This is a genomic window from Mumia sp. zg.B21, assembly GCF_019550855.1.
GTDB lineage: Bacteria > Actinomycetota > Actinomycetes > Propionibacteriales > Nocardioidaceae > Mumia.
Window position 1 is genome coordinate 414,020 of the sequence record NZ_JAHWCJ010000002.1, and the last position, 14,265, is coordinate 428,284.

Annotated in this window: 17 protein-coding genes; 10 read left to right on the top strand and 7 right to left on the bottom strand. The window is 69.3% G+C overall.

The window, feature by feature from the left end:
- The first annotated feature begins 3 nt into the window (after window positions 1-3).
- Complete coding sequence (locus KV100_RS10665; protein WP_220343037.1) at window positions 4-507, top strand: alpha/beta fold hydrolase; 504 nt, start codon at window positions 4-6, stop codon at window positions 505-507.
- Here KV100_RS10665 and KV100_RS10670 read toward each other — a convergent pair.
- Genes KV100_RS10670 through KV100_RS10680 form a run of 3 tightly spaced genes read right to left on the bottom strand, consistent with a single transcriptional unit; the run spans window position 504 to window position 1,707 of the window.
- The gene (locus KV100_RS10670; RefSeq protein WP_220343038.1) at window positions 504-845 is read right to left on the bottom strand and encodes a DUF2200 domain-containing protein; all 342 of its coding nucleotides are present in this window, start codon (window positions 843-845) and stop codon (window positions 504-506) included. The genes KV100_RS10665 and KV100_RS10670 overlap by 4 nt on opposite strands.
- A 32-nt stretch (window positions 846-877) precedes the next feature.
- The gene (locus tag KV100_RS10675) at window positions 878-1,360 is read right to left on the bottom strand and encodes an SRPBCC domain-containing protein (protein WP_220343040.1); all 483 of its coding nucleotides are present in this window, start codon (window positions 1,358-1,360) and stop codon (window positions 878-880) included.
- Window positions 1,357-1,707 (bottom strand): helix-turn-helix transcriptional regulator, encoded by a 351-nt coding sequence (locus KV100_RS10680; RefSeq protein WP_220343043.1) that lies wholly within the window; start codon window positions 1,705-1,707, stop codon window positions 1,357-1,359. The genes KV100_RS10675 and KV100_RS10680 overlap by 4 nt, the downstream gene beginning before the upstream one ends.
- A 131-nt stretch (window positions 1,708-1,838) precedes the next feature.
- Here KV100_RS10680 and KV100_RS10685 point away from each other — a divergent pair, with 131 nt between their 5' ends.
- From KV100_RS10685 to KV100_RS10710, 6 genes are all read left to right on the top strand, one after another.
- Window positions 1,839-2,189 (top strand): PadR family transcriptional regulator, encoded by a 351-nt coding sequence (locus KV100_RS10685; protein WP_220343044.1) that lies wholly within the window; start codon window positions 1,839-1,841, stop codon window positions 2,187-2,189.
- 1 nt (window position 2,190) lies between these two features.
- Window positions 2,191-2,550: a DUF1048 domain-containing protein gene (locus KV100_RS10690; RefSeq protein ID WP_220343046.1), complete on the top strand. Its 360-nt coding sequence runs from the start codon at window positions 2,191-2,193 to the stop codon at window positions 2,548-2,550.
- Complete coding sequence (locus tag KV100_RS10695) at window positions 2,547-3,323, top strand: ATP-binding cassette domain-containing protein (RefSeq protein WP_308291412.1); 777 nt, start codon at window positions 2,547-2,549, stop codon at window positions 3,321-3,323. Before KV100_RS10690 ends, KV100_RS10695 begins: the two co-directional genes overlap by 4 nt.
- Window positions 3,320-4,093, top strand: coding sequence for an ABC transporter permease (locus KV100_RS10700; RefSeq protein ID WP_220343048.1), 774 nt, complete (start codon window positions 3,320-3,322; stop codon window positions 4,091-4,093). The genes KV100_RS10695 and KV100_RS10700 overlap by 4 nt, the downstream gene beginning before the upstream one ends.
- 72 nt (window positions 4,094-4,165) lie before the next feature.
- Complete coding sequence (locus KV100_RS10705) at window positions 4,166-4,804, top strand: LysE family translocator (RefSeq protein WP_308291413.1); 639 nt, start codon at window positions 4,166-4,168, stop codon at window positions 4,802-4,804.
- A gap of 91 nt (window positions 4,805-4,895) precedes the next feature.
- Window positions 4,896-5,990: a phosphatase PAP2 family protein gene (locus tag KV100_RS10710; protein WP_220343050.1), complete on the top strand. Its 1,095-nt coding sequence runs from the start codon at window positions 4,896-4,898 to the stop codon at window positions 5,988-5,990.
- Here the strand turns inward: KV100_RS10710 and KV100_RS10715 are convergent.
- Entirely contained in the window at window positions 5,987-6,388 is a 402-nt protein-coding gene (locus KV100_RS10715) for a DUF4446 family protein (RefSeq protein WP_308289468.1), read from the bottom strand. The two genes, KV100_RS10710 and KV100_RS10715, sit on opposite strands and share 4 nt — an antisense overlap.
- A 23-nt stretch (window positions 6,389-6,411) precedes the next feature.
- Between KV100_RS10715 and KV100_RS10720 the strand changes: the two genes are divergently transcribed.
- Complete coding sequence (locus KV100_RS10720; protein WP_220343052.1) at window positions 6,412-7,629, top strand: arginine deiminase; 1,218 nt, start codon at window positions 6,412-6,414, stop codon at window positions 7,627-7,629.
- Window positions 7,630-7,800: 171 nt separating this feature from the next.
- The gene (locus tag KV100_RS10725; RefSeq protein ID WP_220343054.1) at window positions 7,801-9,243 is read left to right on the top strand and encodes an MFS transporter; all 1,443 of its coding nucleotides are present in this window, start codon (window positions 7,801-7,803) and stop codon (window positions 9,241-9,243) included.
- Window positions 9,244-9,355: 112 nt separating this feature from the next.
- Here the strand turns inward: KV100_RS10725 and ygiD are convergent, their stop codons facing one another.
- A complete protein-coding gene (ygiD, locus tag KV100_RS10730; RefSeq protein ID WP_220343056.1) occupies window positions 9,356-10,228 on the bottom strand; it encodes a 4,5-DOPA dioxygenase extradiol in 873 nt (290 codons plus the stop codon).
- A gap of 64 nt (window positions 10,229-10,292) precedes the next feature.
- Here ygiD and KV100_RS10735 point away from each other — a divergent pair, with 64 nt between their 5' ends.
- Window positions 10,293-11,315 (top strand): LLM class flavin-dependent oxidoreductase, encoded by a 1,023-nt coding sequence (locus KV100_RS10735; RefSeq protein ID WP_220343057.1) that lies wholly within the window; start codon window positions 10,293-10,295, stop codon window positions 11,313-11,315.
- Window positions 11,316-11,321: 6 nt separating this feature from the next.
- Here KV100_RS10735 and KV100_RS10740 read toward each other — a convergent pair whose 3' ends face one another.
- Entirely contained in the window at window positions 11,322-11,867 is a 546-nt protein-coding gene (locus tag KV100_RS10740; protein ID WP_220343058.1) for a phosphatase PAP2 family protein, read from the bottom strand.
- Between the two features lie 144 nt (window positions 11,868-12,011).
- Window positions 12,012-13,844: a phosphoenolpyruvate carboxykinase (GTP) gene (locus KV100_RS10745; protein ID WP_220343059.1), complete on the bottom strand. Its 1,833-nt coding sequence runs from the start codon at window positions 13,842-13,844 to the stop codon at window positions 12,012-12,014.
- Window positions 13,845-14,265 lie beyond the last annotated feature (421 nt).

The window sequence follows — 14,265 nt, forward strand, 5'->3', positions numbered from 1 at the left end:
GCGATGCGCGTGTTGTTCGTCCACGGTGCGGGCGGCTACCTGGAGGACCAGGTCATGGCCGACGGGCTGAGCGACGCCCTCGATGCCTCCGTGGACTACCCTCAGGTTCCTGACGAAGACATGTCGGTCGAGGCATGGGCCGGCCCGGTGCGTGAGCGGCTGGCAGCTCTCGGCCCCGACGACATCGTCGTCGGTCACTCGTTCGGCGCGACCATCCTGCAGTGGGTGCTGCCGGAGCGCGGATGGGCGCCGCGGAGGGCGCTGCTGCTCGCGATGCCGGACTGGAGCCCGGACGGCTGGGACGTCGCCCAGTACGTGTACGACGGGGCGGAGCCGGACATGGACGCCTCGCTGCACCACTGCCGCGACGACGAGGTCGTGCCGTTCGAGCACCTGGCGCTGGGCGCCGTACGGATGCCGTCGGCGCGCGTGGTGGAGCACCCCGCAGGCGGGCACCAGTTCGAGGGACTAGCCCAGGCGATCGCTGCGGAGGCGCGCGGCGCCTAGCTCCGCAGCACCTTCTCCATCGCCTTGCCCTTGGCGAGCTCGTCGACGAGCTTGTCGAGGTAGCGGATCTTCTGCATCAGGGGATCCTCGATGTCCTGGACCCGTACCCCGCAGACCACGCCGGTGATCTCGGAGACGTGCGGGTTCAGCTGCGCGCCGGCGAAGAAGTCCTCGAAGGTCGTCTCCTTCGCCAGGTGGTTGCTCAGCGCAGCCTCGTCGAAGCCGGTCAACCACTCGATCACCTGGTCGAGCTCAGCTTTCGTACGGCCCTTCTTCTCGACCTTCGCCACGTAGTGGGGATAGACCGACGCGACGCTGATGGTGAAGACGCGGCTCATCCTCGTGAGGATAGTCCCGTCGGCGGGCCCGGTCACGGCAGTCGCGCCGCCGGCGTACGCAGAAAGGCCTCGACCCGGTCGAACGCGCCGACCCACACCTCGCTGGTGAAGAAGTCGCGAACCTCCGGCACGGGGAACCCGCTCTGCACGACGGTCATCAACGTGCCGTCGCCATCGGCCTCGAACGTCACCTCGACGTGCGTGGTCATCTCCGCGCCCGACGGGTCCGAGCCGGTCGAGTCGGTGACCAGCCGGTGCGGGCGGTCGATCTCGACGAAGGTCTGCACCTCGCGGAACAGCTGGTCGCGGCTCGGCCCCCACACCGCGGTCTGCGTGCCGCCGACGCGGAGGTCGACGTCGATCTCGACGATGCCGGGCTCGTCGTCGAGGATGCTGAACCACGTCTTCTGCTTCTCGGCGTCGGTGTAGGCGTCGAACGCCTCGTCCGGCGTCGCAGGCAGCCAGCGCGACAGCCTCAGTGCCAGGTCCTCAGTGGTACTCTCGTTCTCGGTCATGCCTCGTCCTCCTTGGTGTCGCGTTTGTCGAGGCCCAACGTGAAGTAGGCCTCCATGCCGTCGAGGCGGCGTTCCCACAGCCGTTGGTAGAACCCGATCCAGGCCATCGCGTCCTCCAGCCGCTCCTCGCCGAGCCGGCACACCCGCGTACGGCCGACCTTCGCGGTGGTGACGAGCCGCGCGTCCTCGAGAACGCGGACGTGCTTGGCCATCCCGGTCACCGTCATCCCGAACGGAGCGGCCAGCTCACTCACGGCGGCCGGGCCCTCGGCGAGCCGCACGAGGACCTTCCGTCGTGTCGGATCGGCCACCGCCGCGAAGGCCTTGTCGAGCGATTGCTGAACCATAAGGTTCACCGTATGACAGTGAACCGAAAGGTGCAATGTCTCAGTCGATAAAGACCCCTTGTGCGCGCACTATTCAGCGTTACTATGTACCAGTAGTCAGCAACGCTGAGTAGCGAGAGGAGGTGACCTCCATGGGCAAGCAGATGACCGAGATGCTCAAGGGCACGTTGGAGGGGATCGTCCTCGCGATCCTCACCCGACGACCCGCGTACGGGTACGAGATCACAGCGTGGCTGCGTGACCAGGGCTTCACGGAGATCGCCGAGGGCACGGTCTACGCACTGCTCGTACGGATCGAGCAGCGCGGCCTCGTGGACGTGGAGAAGGTCCCGTCCGAGAAGGGGCCGCCACGCAAGGTCTACTCCCTGAACGCCCAGGGCCAGGCACACCTCGACGAGTTCTGGAAGACGTGGGGCTTCCTCGTCGAGCGCATCGAACAGCTCCACCACGCACAGACAGACAACGCAGAAGGAGAAGGCTGAGATGGCCGCCAAGTGGATAGAGACCGTGATCGGGTCGCTCGAGCAGAAGAAGCAGTTCCGGCGCTACCGGGCCCGCATCGGGGCCCTCCCCGAGCCGTACGAGACGGCCGCGAAGGCGCTCGAGCGCTACCTCATGTACTGCTCCGGGATCACCGACGGCGAGACCTTCATGAGGATGTTCGACGACTTCGCCGACCTGTGGGAGCGAGCCGCCGCCGACGAGACCCCGGTGCGCGCGATCGTCGGCGACGACCCGGTCGAGTTCGCCGAGACCTTCGCCGCGGCCTACTCGGGCAAGCACTGGATCGACAAGGAGCGCGCCCGCCTCATCAAGGCGATCGACGAGGCGGCGGACGCGTGACCACCACACAGACCCCCGCGATCCAGCTGCGTGGCCTGGAGAAGGCGTACGGCGAGGTTCAGGTCCTGCGCGGCGTCGACCTCGACGTGGCGCCGGGCAGCATCGTCGCCCTGCTCGGCTCCAACGGCGCCGGCAAGACCACGGTCATCCGGATCCTGGCGACGCTGCTCAGGGCCGATGCGGGGGCGGCGACGGTCAACGGCTTCGACGTCGCGACGCAGCCCGCGCAGGTACGGGAGTCGTTCAGCCTCACGGGCCAGTTCGCCGCGGTCGACGAGATCCTCAGCGGCCGGGAGAATCTGGTCCTGGTCGCCAAGCTCCGCCACCTCGCGGCCCCGGGCGCGATCGCGGACGACCTGCTTGCCCGCTTCTCCCTCACCGACGCCGGTGGTCGCAAGGCGTCGACGTACTCCGGAGGCATGCGGCGCCGCCTCGACATCGCGATGAGCCTGATCGGTGACCCGCCGGTGATCTTCCTGGACGAACCCACCACCGGGCTCGACCCGCAGGCACGCCTCGAGGTCTGGGACACCGTCAAGGAGCTCGCCGGTCAGGGGACAACCGTGCTGCTCACCACCCAGTATCTCGGCGAGGCCGAGCAGCTCGCCGACCGGATCGCGATCCTCCACGAGGGTCGCATCATCGCCGACGGCACCCTCGCCGAGCTCAAGCGGCTGCTGCCGCCTGCCGAGGTCGAGTACGTCGAGAAGCAGCCGACCCTCGAGCAGATCTTCCTCTCCATCGTCGGAGCCGACCGCAAGGAGTCCAGATGACCACGCACTTCCTGCCCGACACCACCACGCTGACCGGACGGTCGCTGCGCCACATCTCCCGCAGCCCCGACACGATCATCACCACGGTCGTCACCCCGATCGCGATGATGCTGCTGTTCGTCTACGTGTTCGGGGGTGCGATCGACACCGGTCAGGACACCGGCTCGTACGTGAACTACCTGCTGCCCGGCATCCTGCTCATGACGATCGCCTCCGGCATCGCCTACACCGCCTACCGGCTCTTCACCGACCAGCAGGCCGGCATCTTCGAGCGCTTCCAGTCGATGCCGATCGCCCGATCGTCCGTGCTGTGGGCGCACGTGCTGACCTCGCTCGTCGCCACCCTGGTCTCCGTCGTGGTCGTCATCGCGGTCGCGTTCGTCATGGGATTCAGGACGAGCGCCACCGTGCTCGACTGGCTCGCGGTCTTCGGCATCCTCGCCCTGTTCACCCTCGCCCTGACCTGGCTGGCGGTGCTCCCGGGCCTGACCGCAAAGACGATCGACGGCGCGAGCGGATTCTCGTACCCGCTGATCTTCCTGCCGTTCATCAGCTCGGCGTTCGTCCCGACCGACAGCATGCCCGCCCCGGTGCGGTGGTTCGCCGAGAACCAGCCCGTCACGCCGATCGTCAACTCGATCCGCGCGCTGTTCGCCGAGCAGCCCGTCGGCAACGACCTCTGGGTCGCCCTGGCCTGGTGCCTCGGCATCCTCGTCGTCGCGTACGTCCTCGCCATGGGCGCCTACCACCGCAAGATCGCCACGGCATAAAGCGCGTGCTGCGCCCGAGAGGCGCGTGGCACCCTCGGAGGCAGAGTGCCTGGTCGAGCCGAGGAGCCGCGCGTGATCGAGACCGCCGCCGCTGTCGGCATCGCGCTCGTCGCCCTCGGGATGGTGCTCACACCCGGGCCCAACATGGTCTACCTCGTCTCCCGCAGCATCAGTCAAGGCCCGCTCGCCGGCCTCGTGTCGCTCCTCGGCACGATGGTCGGCTTCGGGGTCTACATGGTGATGGCCAACGTCGGTCTCGCCGCGGTCTTCGTCGTGGTGCCGTGGCTGTACGTGGCGCTCAAGATCGCCGGCGCCGCCTACCTCTTCTGGCTCGCCTGGAAGACCCTCCGGCCCGGCGGCCTCTCCGCGTTCGAGGCACGCGACCTCCCGCGCGACTCCCATCGGCGGCTGTTCACGATGGGTCTCACGACCAACCTGCTCAACCCCAAGGCCGCGATCATGTACGTCTCGCTGATCCCGCAGTTCGTCGACCTCTCGCGCGGCGACGTGGTGCTGCAAGGGTTCGTGCTCGGCAGCATCCAGATCACCGTCAGCGCCGTGGTCAACGCGACGCTGATCATCGTGGCCGGCGGGATCGCCGCGTTCCTCGCGAGTCGGCCGTCGTGGATGGCGTGGCAGCGCCGGATCAGCGGCAGCCTCCTCGGCATGGTCGGCGTCAAGCTCGCCGTGGACGCGCCCAAGCCCGCGTGACTCGCCGACCCGTAGGCGGCTAATCACATCGCGTATGACACCGTGGCGTCCTAACGTTGGGTTCGAGCGCGCGAGATCGTAGGGGGCCTGAGTGGACGAGTCGACCCGCGACCCGGCGCGTTCTGACGTCCTCGACGAGGGCTTGCTGGACGACGGCGTGCTGGACGAGAACGGCATGCCCGAGAGCGCTGTGCCCGACAACAACCCGCTGACCTCGAGACGCGGGCGCATCGCCGCGATGGTCGTCTTCGTCGGCGGGTTCGGGCTGTGGCTCGCCTTCATCGGCCTGCCTACCGACGTCGTCCAGATCGTCGCGTGGCTGTGGGTCCTCACGATCGCGTGGAACTTCGGCGCCGGCTGGCGTACGCACATGCAGTTCCTCCGCGACTGGTGGGGACCGGTCGCGTTCCTGCTCGTCTATCTCTACAGCCGCGGGCTCGCCGACGAGCTGATCCCGTTGCCCGTGCACGTCACCGAGCCGATCGTCTTCGACGAGTGGCTCGGCGGAGGCACTACCCCGACCCGCCACCTGCAGGACTGGCTCTGCGAGCAGCCGTGCTCGCTGGACTCTCCGCCGCAGTGGTACGACGTGGTCTTCACCACCGTCTACTTCACGCACTTCATCGCGGGTCTCTCGATCGCCGTCGTCCTTTGGCTGATGACCCGGACCGAGTGGGTGCGCTGGATGCGTCGCTATCTCGCGATCAGCTTCGGCGCGCTCGTGATCTACATCCTCTATCCGATGGCCCCGCCGTGGATGGCCTCGCAGGACGGCTACCTCGCCGACGAGGTCGTACGCCTCACCGGCCGCGGCTGGTCTGACATGGGCCTCGGCGGGTTCCACCTGGTCCTCGCCAACGTCGGCAACCCCGTCGCGGCGATGCCGTCGCTGCACGCGGGGCTCGCGGCGCTGATCGCGTTCTACGGGGTCCAGCGCCTGCGGACGAGCTGGCGTTGGGTGCTGCTGCTCTATCCGCTCGTGATGTCGTTCACTCTCGTCTACTACGCCGAGCACTACGTGATCGACATCATCGGCGGCTTCGCTCTCGCCCTCGCGGTCATGATCGGCTGCGACGCCTGGGAGCGCCGGCGCGGCGAACGCACGCGCTACAGCAGCGTCAAGGGGCCGAGCTCCACCTCGGCTGGCTCCACCTCGGCGGGCTCCACCTCGGCGGGCTCGGCCTAGCCCGTCCCGCGGGCCTCGGACAGGGCCCGCTCCTCCTCCGGCGTCAGCGTCTGCTCGCTGCTCCAGCCGGCGACGCTCTTGGCGTACGTCCGGGTCTCGTTGCGCCCGTGGATCGAGGTCAGGACGACGCCGCCGCCGGAGTCGTCGGCCAGCGCCAGCGACCACGACAGCGCGCCGCCGGTGTCGCCGAACGCGTCGTAGCGGACGACCGCCATGTGCCGGAACGTGTGCCGCTGGACGTCGGCCAGCGCGGCGACCTCCCGCCGCAGCGCTGCGGTGTCTCGCGGCAGGTGGTCGACCGGCCGAGTGTCGGGTCGCGCCTTGCGGGCACTCGCGGTGACGAGGCCCAGAGCGAGGGCCGCGACCACCAGGGCGAGGAGCGAGACTGCGAGGGCCACGGGGTCCAGCCTAAGGTGAACGGATGGATGCCGAAGTCAACCCGCCGGGCGTGGTGAACGAGGTCGGACGCCTTCGCACGGTGATGCTCCACCGGCCAGGTCCCGAGCTCAAGCGGCTCACCCCGCGCAACAACGACTCCCTGCTCTTCGACGGGCTGCCCTGGGTGGGGCGCGCGCAGGAGGAGCACGACGCGTTCGCGGGAGCCCTGGAGTCGCACGGGGTCGAGGTCCTCTATCTGCGTGACCTCCTCGTGGAGACGCTGGAGAACCCCGCCGCCCGCGCGACCGCGATCTCCGACGTCACCGCTGACCTGCGGCTCGGCGACTCGGTGGCGGAGTACCTCGTCGGAGCGCTCACGACGTACGACCCCGAGCACCTCGCCGCGATCCTCACCGCGGGCCTGCGCAACGACGAGCTCGACGGCATCCGCAGCGTCGTCACCGTGCTGCTGCAGCCCGAGGACTTCCTCATCGACCCGCTCCCCAACCTCCTCTTCACCCGCGACTCGTCGGTGTGGCTGCGCGACGAGGTCGCGCTGACGAGCTTTGCGATGCCCGCGCGCTCCCGCGAGTCGCACCTGACGCAGATCGTGTACGAGCACCACCCGCGGTTCGCCCACGTTCCCCGCGTCCACGGGCCGCGTCTCGAGCATCTTGAGGGCGGTGACGTGCTGCTGCTCGGAGACGGCGTGATCGCGGTCGGAGTCGGAGAGCGTACGACGCCGGCCGGGTTCGAGCGGCTGGCGCGGCAGTGCTTCGCGCACGACCTCGCGACCACCGTGCTCGCGGTGCCCATCGCGCAGGACCGCGCCACGATGCACCTCGACACGGTCGTGACGATGGTCGACGTCGACGCGGTGGTCATGTATCCGGCGGTCGCCGACACGCTCCGCGCCTACCCGGTCACCGAGGGCTCCGGGACCGCGCTGTCGATCGACGAGCCGGCTCCGTTCCTCGAGGCGGCCGCGAAGGCGTTGCAGATCGACCGGCTGCGCGTCATCGACACCGGGCTCGACGCCGTCACCGCCGAGCGTGAGCAGTGGGACGACGGCAACAACACGCTCGCGATCGCGCCGCGGCTCGCCGTGGCGTACGAGCGCAACATCGAGACCAACGCGCGGCTCGAGTCGGCGGGCATCGAGGTGATCCGGATCCAGGGCTCGGAGCTCGGCACCGGGCGCGGCGGTCCCCGCTGCATGTCGTGCCCGATCGCGCGCGACCCGGTGGTGCCCGGCGTTTGAGGTGCTCGCACCGGAAGTCCGACGATCCCACCTCGTATTCGGGGTGGGATCGTGGCGTCTGAGGTGTGAGCACCCGAAACGCCGCCCGGCCGGAATGAACCCGTACGGCCTGTGGTTGGTTGCATAGCAGGACTGGTCGCACCCACGCGGCCGCCGTGACAGGGGGCCAGGGTGATCTCGACCGCGCGTCGTACGCACTATCGCGTCACGCTCGCGGTGCTGTGCGTCGGAGTCGCGTCGTTCGCCCTGGTCCAGTCGCTCACGATCCCGGTGCTACCGCGCATCCAGGAGGAGCTCGGGACCAACGCGACGACCGTGACCTGGGTCGTCACTGCCTACCTCGTCTCCGCCTCGGTCTTCACGCCGCTGGCCGGCCGACTCGGTGACGCGACGGGCAAGGAGCGCGTGCTGGTGTACGCGCTCGGGTTGCTCGCGGTCGGGTCCGTGGTCGCCGCGCTCGCCCCGAACGTCGGCGTGATGATCGCGGCGCGGGTCATCCAGGGCGTCGGCGGCGGCGTCGTACCCCTGGCGTTCGGGATCATCCGCGACGAGTTCCCCGAGCCCAAGATCTCCGGCGCGATCAGCTTCACGTCGGCCCTGATGGGAGCGGGCGGCGGTTTCGGCACGGTGGTGGCGGGGCCGATGGTGGACGGGCTGGGCTACGTGTGGCTGTTCTGGCTGCCGGCGATCGTCACCGGCGCCGCGGCCGTCGCGGCGTGGGTCCTCGTCCCCGCGTCCCCCGTACGCACGCCGGGCCGCATCCCGTTGCTCCCGACGCTGCTCTTCGCCGGGTGGCTGACGGCGCTGCTGATCGGCATCAGCGAGGGGTCGCGCGTCGGGTGGGGTGCGCCGCTGGTCGTCGGCCTCCTCGTCGCGGCGGTCGTCCTGCTCCTCGGATGGGTGTACGTCGAGCAGCGGGCCGCCGTACCGTTCATCGACCTGCGCATGATGCGCCTCCCCGCGGTGTGGACCGCCAACCTCGTCGCGTTCCTGATGGGCGTCGGCATGTATGCGTCGTTCGCGTTCACGCCACGGTTGCTGCAGACCGACCCGAGCGTCGCCGGCTACGGGTTCGGCGCGTCCATCACCCAGTCGGGCCTGCTGATGCTGCCCTCGGCGGTCGGCACGTTCGTGATGGGACTCGTCACCGCGCCGCTCACCCGCATCCGTGGCCCCAAGCCGGTCGTGGTGATCGGCTGCCTCCTGAGCGCGATCGGGCTCGGGGCGATGGGCCTCGTCCATCACGAGCCGTGGCAGACGGCGATCGCCAGCGGCCTGTTCGGGATCGGCCTCGGCGCCGTCTTCGCCTGCCTGGCGAGCCTCGTCGTCGCCGCAGTGCCGCCGGAGCAGACCGGCGTGGCGAGCGGCATGAACGCCAACATCCGTACGATCGGCGGCGCGGTCGGCTCGGCGGTGATGGCGACGATCGTGACGGGCCAGCTCGGACGCGGCGGGGAGCCGCGAGAATCGTCGTACGTCGCGGGGTTCCTGTTCTTGTCGGCGGCGCTGCTGGTCGCGGCGCTGGTCGCGCTGCTGATCCCGAAGATGAGTCCGCGCGAGCTGGAGGGCGGGCTCGACGTCGACCGCGAGCCGGAACCCGCGCTCGCCGACTGACTCCCTGCCCGCTCCGTCCCCGATTTGTGCACCTCCTCAAGGAATCGGGCCGGGGATTCCTCGACGAAGTGCACAAATCGGGGACGGGAGGGACGGGCCGGGGCCGGGCGGGTCAGATGTTGGAGCCGTCCGGGGGCGAGGCAGGGGTGCCGGGATCGCCCGTGGGAGCTCCCGCACCGGCGTCCGGGCAGTCCAGGTCGAGCGTGAACGCCGTCATCGACAGCGACCCGTACGTGTAGCCGTCGACGAGCACGTCCGCTCCACGGCCTGACTGGTCGGCCATCCCGGCGAGATAGAGCAACGGCAGGAAGTGGTCCGGCGTGGGCACCGCGTGCCGGTAGTCGGCGTGCGCGTCCATCGTCGCGATGTTGGTCGGGTCCTCGGCCATCAGCTCCCTGGCCGACTCGTCGAAGCGGTGCGCCCAGTCGTACCCCTCGTCCGCGAGTCCCCAGTCCATCCCGCCGAGGTTGTGGACGACGTTGCCGCTGCCGAGGACGAGCACTCCGTCGGCGCGCAGGGCGTTGAGCTTCTGGCCCAGGTCGAGGTGGTAGTCGAGGCCCTTGTCGGCGTTGATGCTCAGCTGGACGACCGGGATGTCGGCGTCGGGGAAGACGTGGGTCAGGACCGACCAGGTGCCGTGGTCGATGCCCCAGGAGTCCTGGTCCTCGCCGCACCACGTCGGGTGCACGGCGTCGGAGACCTCCTCGTACAGCTCGGGCATCCCGGGCGCCGGATACTGCACCTCGAACAGCTCGCGTGGGAAGCCGTAGAAGTCGTGGATCGTCCTCGGGGCGCGCATCGCGGTGACCGCCGTGGCGTTGATGTACCAGTGCGCCGACACGACGAGGATCGCGCGCGGCTTCGGCAGAGACTCGCCCAGCGCACGCCATGCCTCGGTGTAGCGGTTGCGCTCGAGCGCGTTCATCGGGTTGCCGTGGCCGATGAACGCGGCGGGCATGAGGGAGGGGGCTGCGAGGTCGGCCATGTCGTCATTGTCGCCCAAGGCCCCGGAGCGCGGAGGTAGTTGACACTTCATCTACCATGGGGAGATGAAGAACGTCGGCTTCCTCTCCTTCGGCCACTGGCAGGCCGTCCCGGGCTCGCAGGTCCGTACGGCACAGGACGCGCTGCTCCAGACGATCGATCTCGCCGTCGAGGTCGAAAAGCTCGGTCTCGACGGAGCGTACGTGCGTGTGCACCACTTCGCGCGCCAGCTCGCGTCGCCGTTCCCCCTGCTGGCCGCGATCGCAGCGCGCACGGCGCGGATCGAGATCGGGACCGGCGTGATCGACATGCGCTACGAGAACCCCTTCGCGATGGCGGAGCAGGCGGCCGCCGCCGACCTGATCAGCGCGGGCCGGCTCCAGCTCGGCATCAGCCGCGGATCACCGGAGAACGCGCAGCGCGGGTACGAGTCGTTCGGGTTCGTGCCGCCGGAGGGTGGGACCGACGCCGACATGGCGCGGACGCATGCCGAGATCTTCCTCGCCGCGATCAGGGGTGCGGGCGTGGCGCTGTCCGACCCCGCGATGACCGGCCAGCAGGTGCCGCTCTCGATCCAGCCGCAGTCCGACGGGCTCCGCGACCGCATCTGGTGGGGCTCGGGGACCCGGGCGACCGGCGAGTGGGTCGCGAAGCAGGGGATGAACCTCATGTCGTCCACGCTGCTGACCGAGGACACCGGCGTGCCGTTCGACCAGCTCCAGGCCGAGCAGATCGCCCGCTATCGCGACACGTGGGCTGAGCAGGGCTGGGAGCGCGAGCCGCGGGTCTCCGTCAGCCGCAGCATCGTGCCGCTGCTCGACGACACCGACCGCGCCTACTTCGGCGAGCGCTCGGACGCAGACCAGGTCGGGGTCATCGACGGGCTGGTGTCGCGGTTCGGGAAGTCGTACGTCGGTGAGCCCGCCGCGCTGGCGGAGGAGCTCGCCGCGGACGCCGCGGTACGGGATGCCGACACGCTGCTGATCACGGTGCCGAACATGCTCGGCGTCGCCTACAACGTCGAGCACCTCGCCGCCCTGACCGAGGAGGTCCTGCCGGCGATCGGCTGGTCGCCCCGGTCGGCCTGACGCCGCTCACCCCACCCGGGGCGGTTGCACGAGCAGCGCTGCGACCCGCGCGGCCAGCAGCCGCGCGACGACGACGGTGACGGCGATCCCGAGCGCGGTCCCCGCGGCGACGTCGGCGATGTCGTGGACCCCGACGACGACCCGTCCGACCGCCACGACGACGGCGACAGGCACCGCGTACCGCCACCACTGCGGTGCCACCAGCACCACCGCCGTCGCGAGGGCGGCGGCGATCGTCGCGTGGTTGCTCGGCCACGCCCAGTCGCCTTCCGCGGGGCAGGTCGCGAGCACGTCGACAGCGCGGCACGGCCGCTCGTCACGGACGAGGACCTTCAGCACCTCGCTGGCGCCGTACGCCAGCACGACGCCGGCTCCGGCCGCGAGCCCGATGGCGAGCGTGCGAGGCCCACGCCCGTACGAGGCGGCCACCAGGACCAGCGCGAGCACGACGAGCCCGATGTCGGGGAGCAGCTCCACCGCTGTCGCGAGCGGGGAGGGGAGGCCGGTGGCGGCCTCGGCGATCAGGCGTGAGAGCGGGTCGGAGATCAGCACTCCGTGACCGTACGGCGGCGCGCGCCGTGACCCGTCAGCCCTCGGGCCTGTGCTGCGGGCGGCGGGTCAGACCCCAGTCGTACGCGCCCCGGACAGCACGACGCCCCGCACCCTGCGTGAGGGTACGGGGCGCCGCGCCAGAGCTTAGGCCTCGAGGCGGGCCTTCAGACCGTCGAGCTCGGTCCAGAGCACGGCCGGCAGCTTGTCGCCGAACGTCTCGAACCACTCGTTGATCTGCGGGATCTCGGTCTTCCACTCGTCGGCGTCGACGGCGAGGGCCTTCGCAAGCTGCTCCTCGGTGACGTCGAGCCCGTCGGTGTCGAGGGCGCCGGGCGCCGGCACGAGACCGATCGGGGTCTCGACAGCGTCGACGTTGCCCTCGATGCGATCGACGACGTACTTGAGGACGCGGCTGTTCTCGCCGAAGCCCGGCCACAGGAACGAGCCGTCGTCGTCACGACGGAACCAGTTGACGTAGAAGATCTTGGGGAACTTCGACTCGTCGTTGTTCTTGGCCATCGAGATCCAGTGGCTGAAGTAGTCACCGGCGTCGTAGCCGATGAACGGCAGCATCGCCATCGGGTCGCGACGGACGACGCCGACCGCACCGGTCGCCGCGGCCGTGGTCTCCGAGGAGAGCGTGGCGCCCATGAACGTGCCGTGGGTCCAGTCGCGGGCCTCGGTCACCAACGGGATGGTCGTCTTGCGGCGACCGCCGAAGAGGATCGCGTCGATCGGGACGCCGTTGGGGTCGTCGTACTCCGGTGCGAGGATCGGGCACTGACGGATGGGGGTGCAGAAGCGGCTGTTGGGGTGCGACGAGAGCTCGTCGGACTCCGGGGTCCAGTCGCGACCCTTCCAGTCGGTGAGGTGCGCGGGCGCGTCCTTCGTCATGCCCTCCCACCACACGTCGCCGTCGTCGGTCAGCGCGACGTTCGTGAACACCGAGTTGCCCTTGGCGATGGTGCGCATCGCGTTGGCGTTGGTGTCCCAGCCGGTGCCCGGCGCGACGCCGAACAGGCCGAACTCCGGGTTGACGGCGTACAGGCGGCCGTCGGCTCCGACGCGCATCCAGGCGATGTCGTCGCCGAGGGTCTCGACCTTCCAGCCCTCGATGGTCGGCTCGACCATCGCGAGGTTGGTCTTGCCGCAGGCGCTTGGGAACGCCGCGGCGACGTACTTGACGACGCCCTCGGGCGAGGTGAGCTTGAGGATCAGCATGTGCTCGGCCATCCAGCCCTCGTCGCGGCCCATCGCGGAGGCGATGCGCAGCGAGTAGCACTTCTTGCCGAGGAGGGCGTTGCCGCCGTAGCCCGAGCCGTACGACCAGATCATGCGCTCCTCGGGGAACTGCACGATGTACTTGGTGTCGCTGCACGGCCACGGCACGTCGTCCTGGCCCGGCTCGAGCGGCGCGCCGACGGAGTGCAGCGCGGGGACGAAGGACGCGTGGGTGCTCTCGATGCGGTCGAGGACCTCACGGCCGACACGCGCCATCACCGACATGGACGCGACGACGTAGGCGGAGTCGGTGATCTCGACGCCGAACATCGGGTGAGCGGAGTCGATGTGGCCCATCACGAACGGGATCACGTACATCGTGCGACCACGCATCGAGCCGTCGTACAGCTCGATCATGATGCGCTTCATCTCGGTCGGAGCCATCCAGTTGTTGGTGGGTCCGGCGTCGGCCTTGTCGACGCTGCAGATGTAGGTACGGTCCTCGACGCGCGCGACGTCGGTCGGGTCGGAGGCGCACCAGAAGGAGTTGGGCTTCTTGCTCTCGTCGAGCCGCACGAACGTGCCGGCGGCGACCAGCTCATCGGTGAGGCGGGTCCACTCCTCGGGAGTCCCCTCGATCCAGGTGATCGAGTCGGGCTTGGTGAGTGCGGCGACCTCGTCGACCCAGGTCTGGAGCTCGGCGTGGCTCGACCTGTAGGTGCTCGTCGGGGCGTCGGTGGTGATGTCTGCGGCCATGATGATCTGTGTCCTTCTCGCATCGCGATTCAAGCGTGTTGATTCGCACTGGCCAGGCCAATCCCGTGACCGGTCAGCTGATGTGGATAGGTGGGCGAGGCTCACGCTGCGGGACCGGTGCGCGGTCCCGAAGGACGAGAGCCGTGTCGCCAATGTATGCCCCGTTCGCGCCCCCGCCTCACACGGGCCTCGAGATAGTGAACATTCTCACAAGGGCCTCTGGCCTGCGGTTTTAAGTTGATCCGGCCCACAAATCGAGTTCAAAAGGGTCGAACCAGGACAGTCGTCCAAGTAGTTGGCTTTTCACAATCTCCGGACAGGGTCGCAACCTCCCACGACCCTCTCCACCCGCGGGTCACTCTTTTCGGTCCGCGGGTCACTTTCTTCGGCCCGCGGGTCACTCTTTTCGGTCCGCGGGTCA

Coding starts and splice junctions, on each gene's coding strand:
- KV100_RS10665 (WP_220343037.1), top strand. CDS start 4: ATGCGCGTGTTGTTCGTCCACGGTGCGGGCGGCTACCTGGAGGACCAG.
- KV100_RS10670 (WP_220343038.1), bottom strand. CDS start 845: ATGAGCCGCGTCTTCACCATCAGCGTCGCGTCGGTCTATCCCCACTAC.
- KV100_RS10675 (WP_220343040.1), bottom strand. CDS start 1,360: ATGACCGAGAACGAGAGTACCACTGAGGACCTGGCACTGAGGCTGTCG.
- KV100_RS10680 (WP_220343043.1), bottom strand. CDS start 1,707: ATGGTTCAGCAATCGCTCGACAAGGCCTTCGCGGCGGTGGCCGATCCG.
- KV100_RS10685 (WP_220343044.1), top strand. CDS start 1,839: ATGGGCAAGCAGATGACCGAGATGCTCAAGGGCACGTTGGAGGGGATC.
- KV100_RS10690 (WP_220343046.1), top strand. CDS start 2,191: ATGGCCGCCAAGTGGATAGAGACCGTGATCGGGTCGCTCGAGCAGAAG.
- KV100_RS10700 (WP_220343048.1), top strand. CDS start 3,320: ATGACCACGCACTTCCTGCCCGACACCACCACGCTGACCGGACGGTCG.
- KV100_RS10720 (WP_220343052.1), top strand. CDS start 6,412: ATGGATGCCGAAGTCAACCCGCCGGGCGTGGTGAACGAGGTCGGACGC.
- ygiD (WP_220343056.1), bottom strand. CDS start 10,228: ATGGCCGACCTCGCAGCCCCCTCCCTCATGCCCGCCGCGTTCATCGGC.
- KV100_RS10735 (WP_220343057.1), top strand. CDS start 10,293: ATGAAGAACGTCGGCTTCCTCTCCTTCGGCCACTGGCAGGCCGTCCCG.
- KV100_RS10745 (WP_220343059.1), bottom strand. CDS start 13,844: ATGGCCGCAGACATCACCACCGACGCCCCGACGAGCACCTACAGGTCG.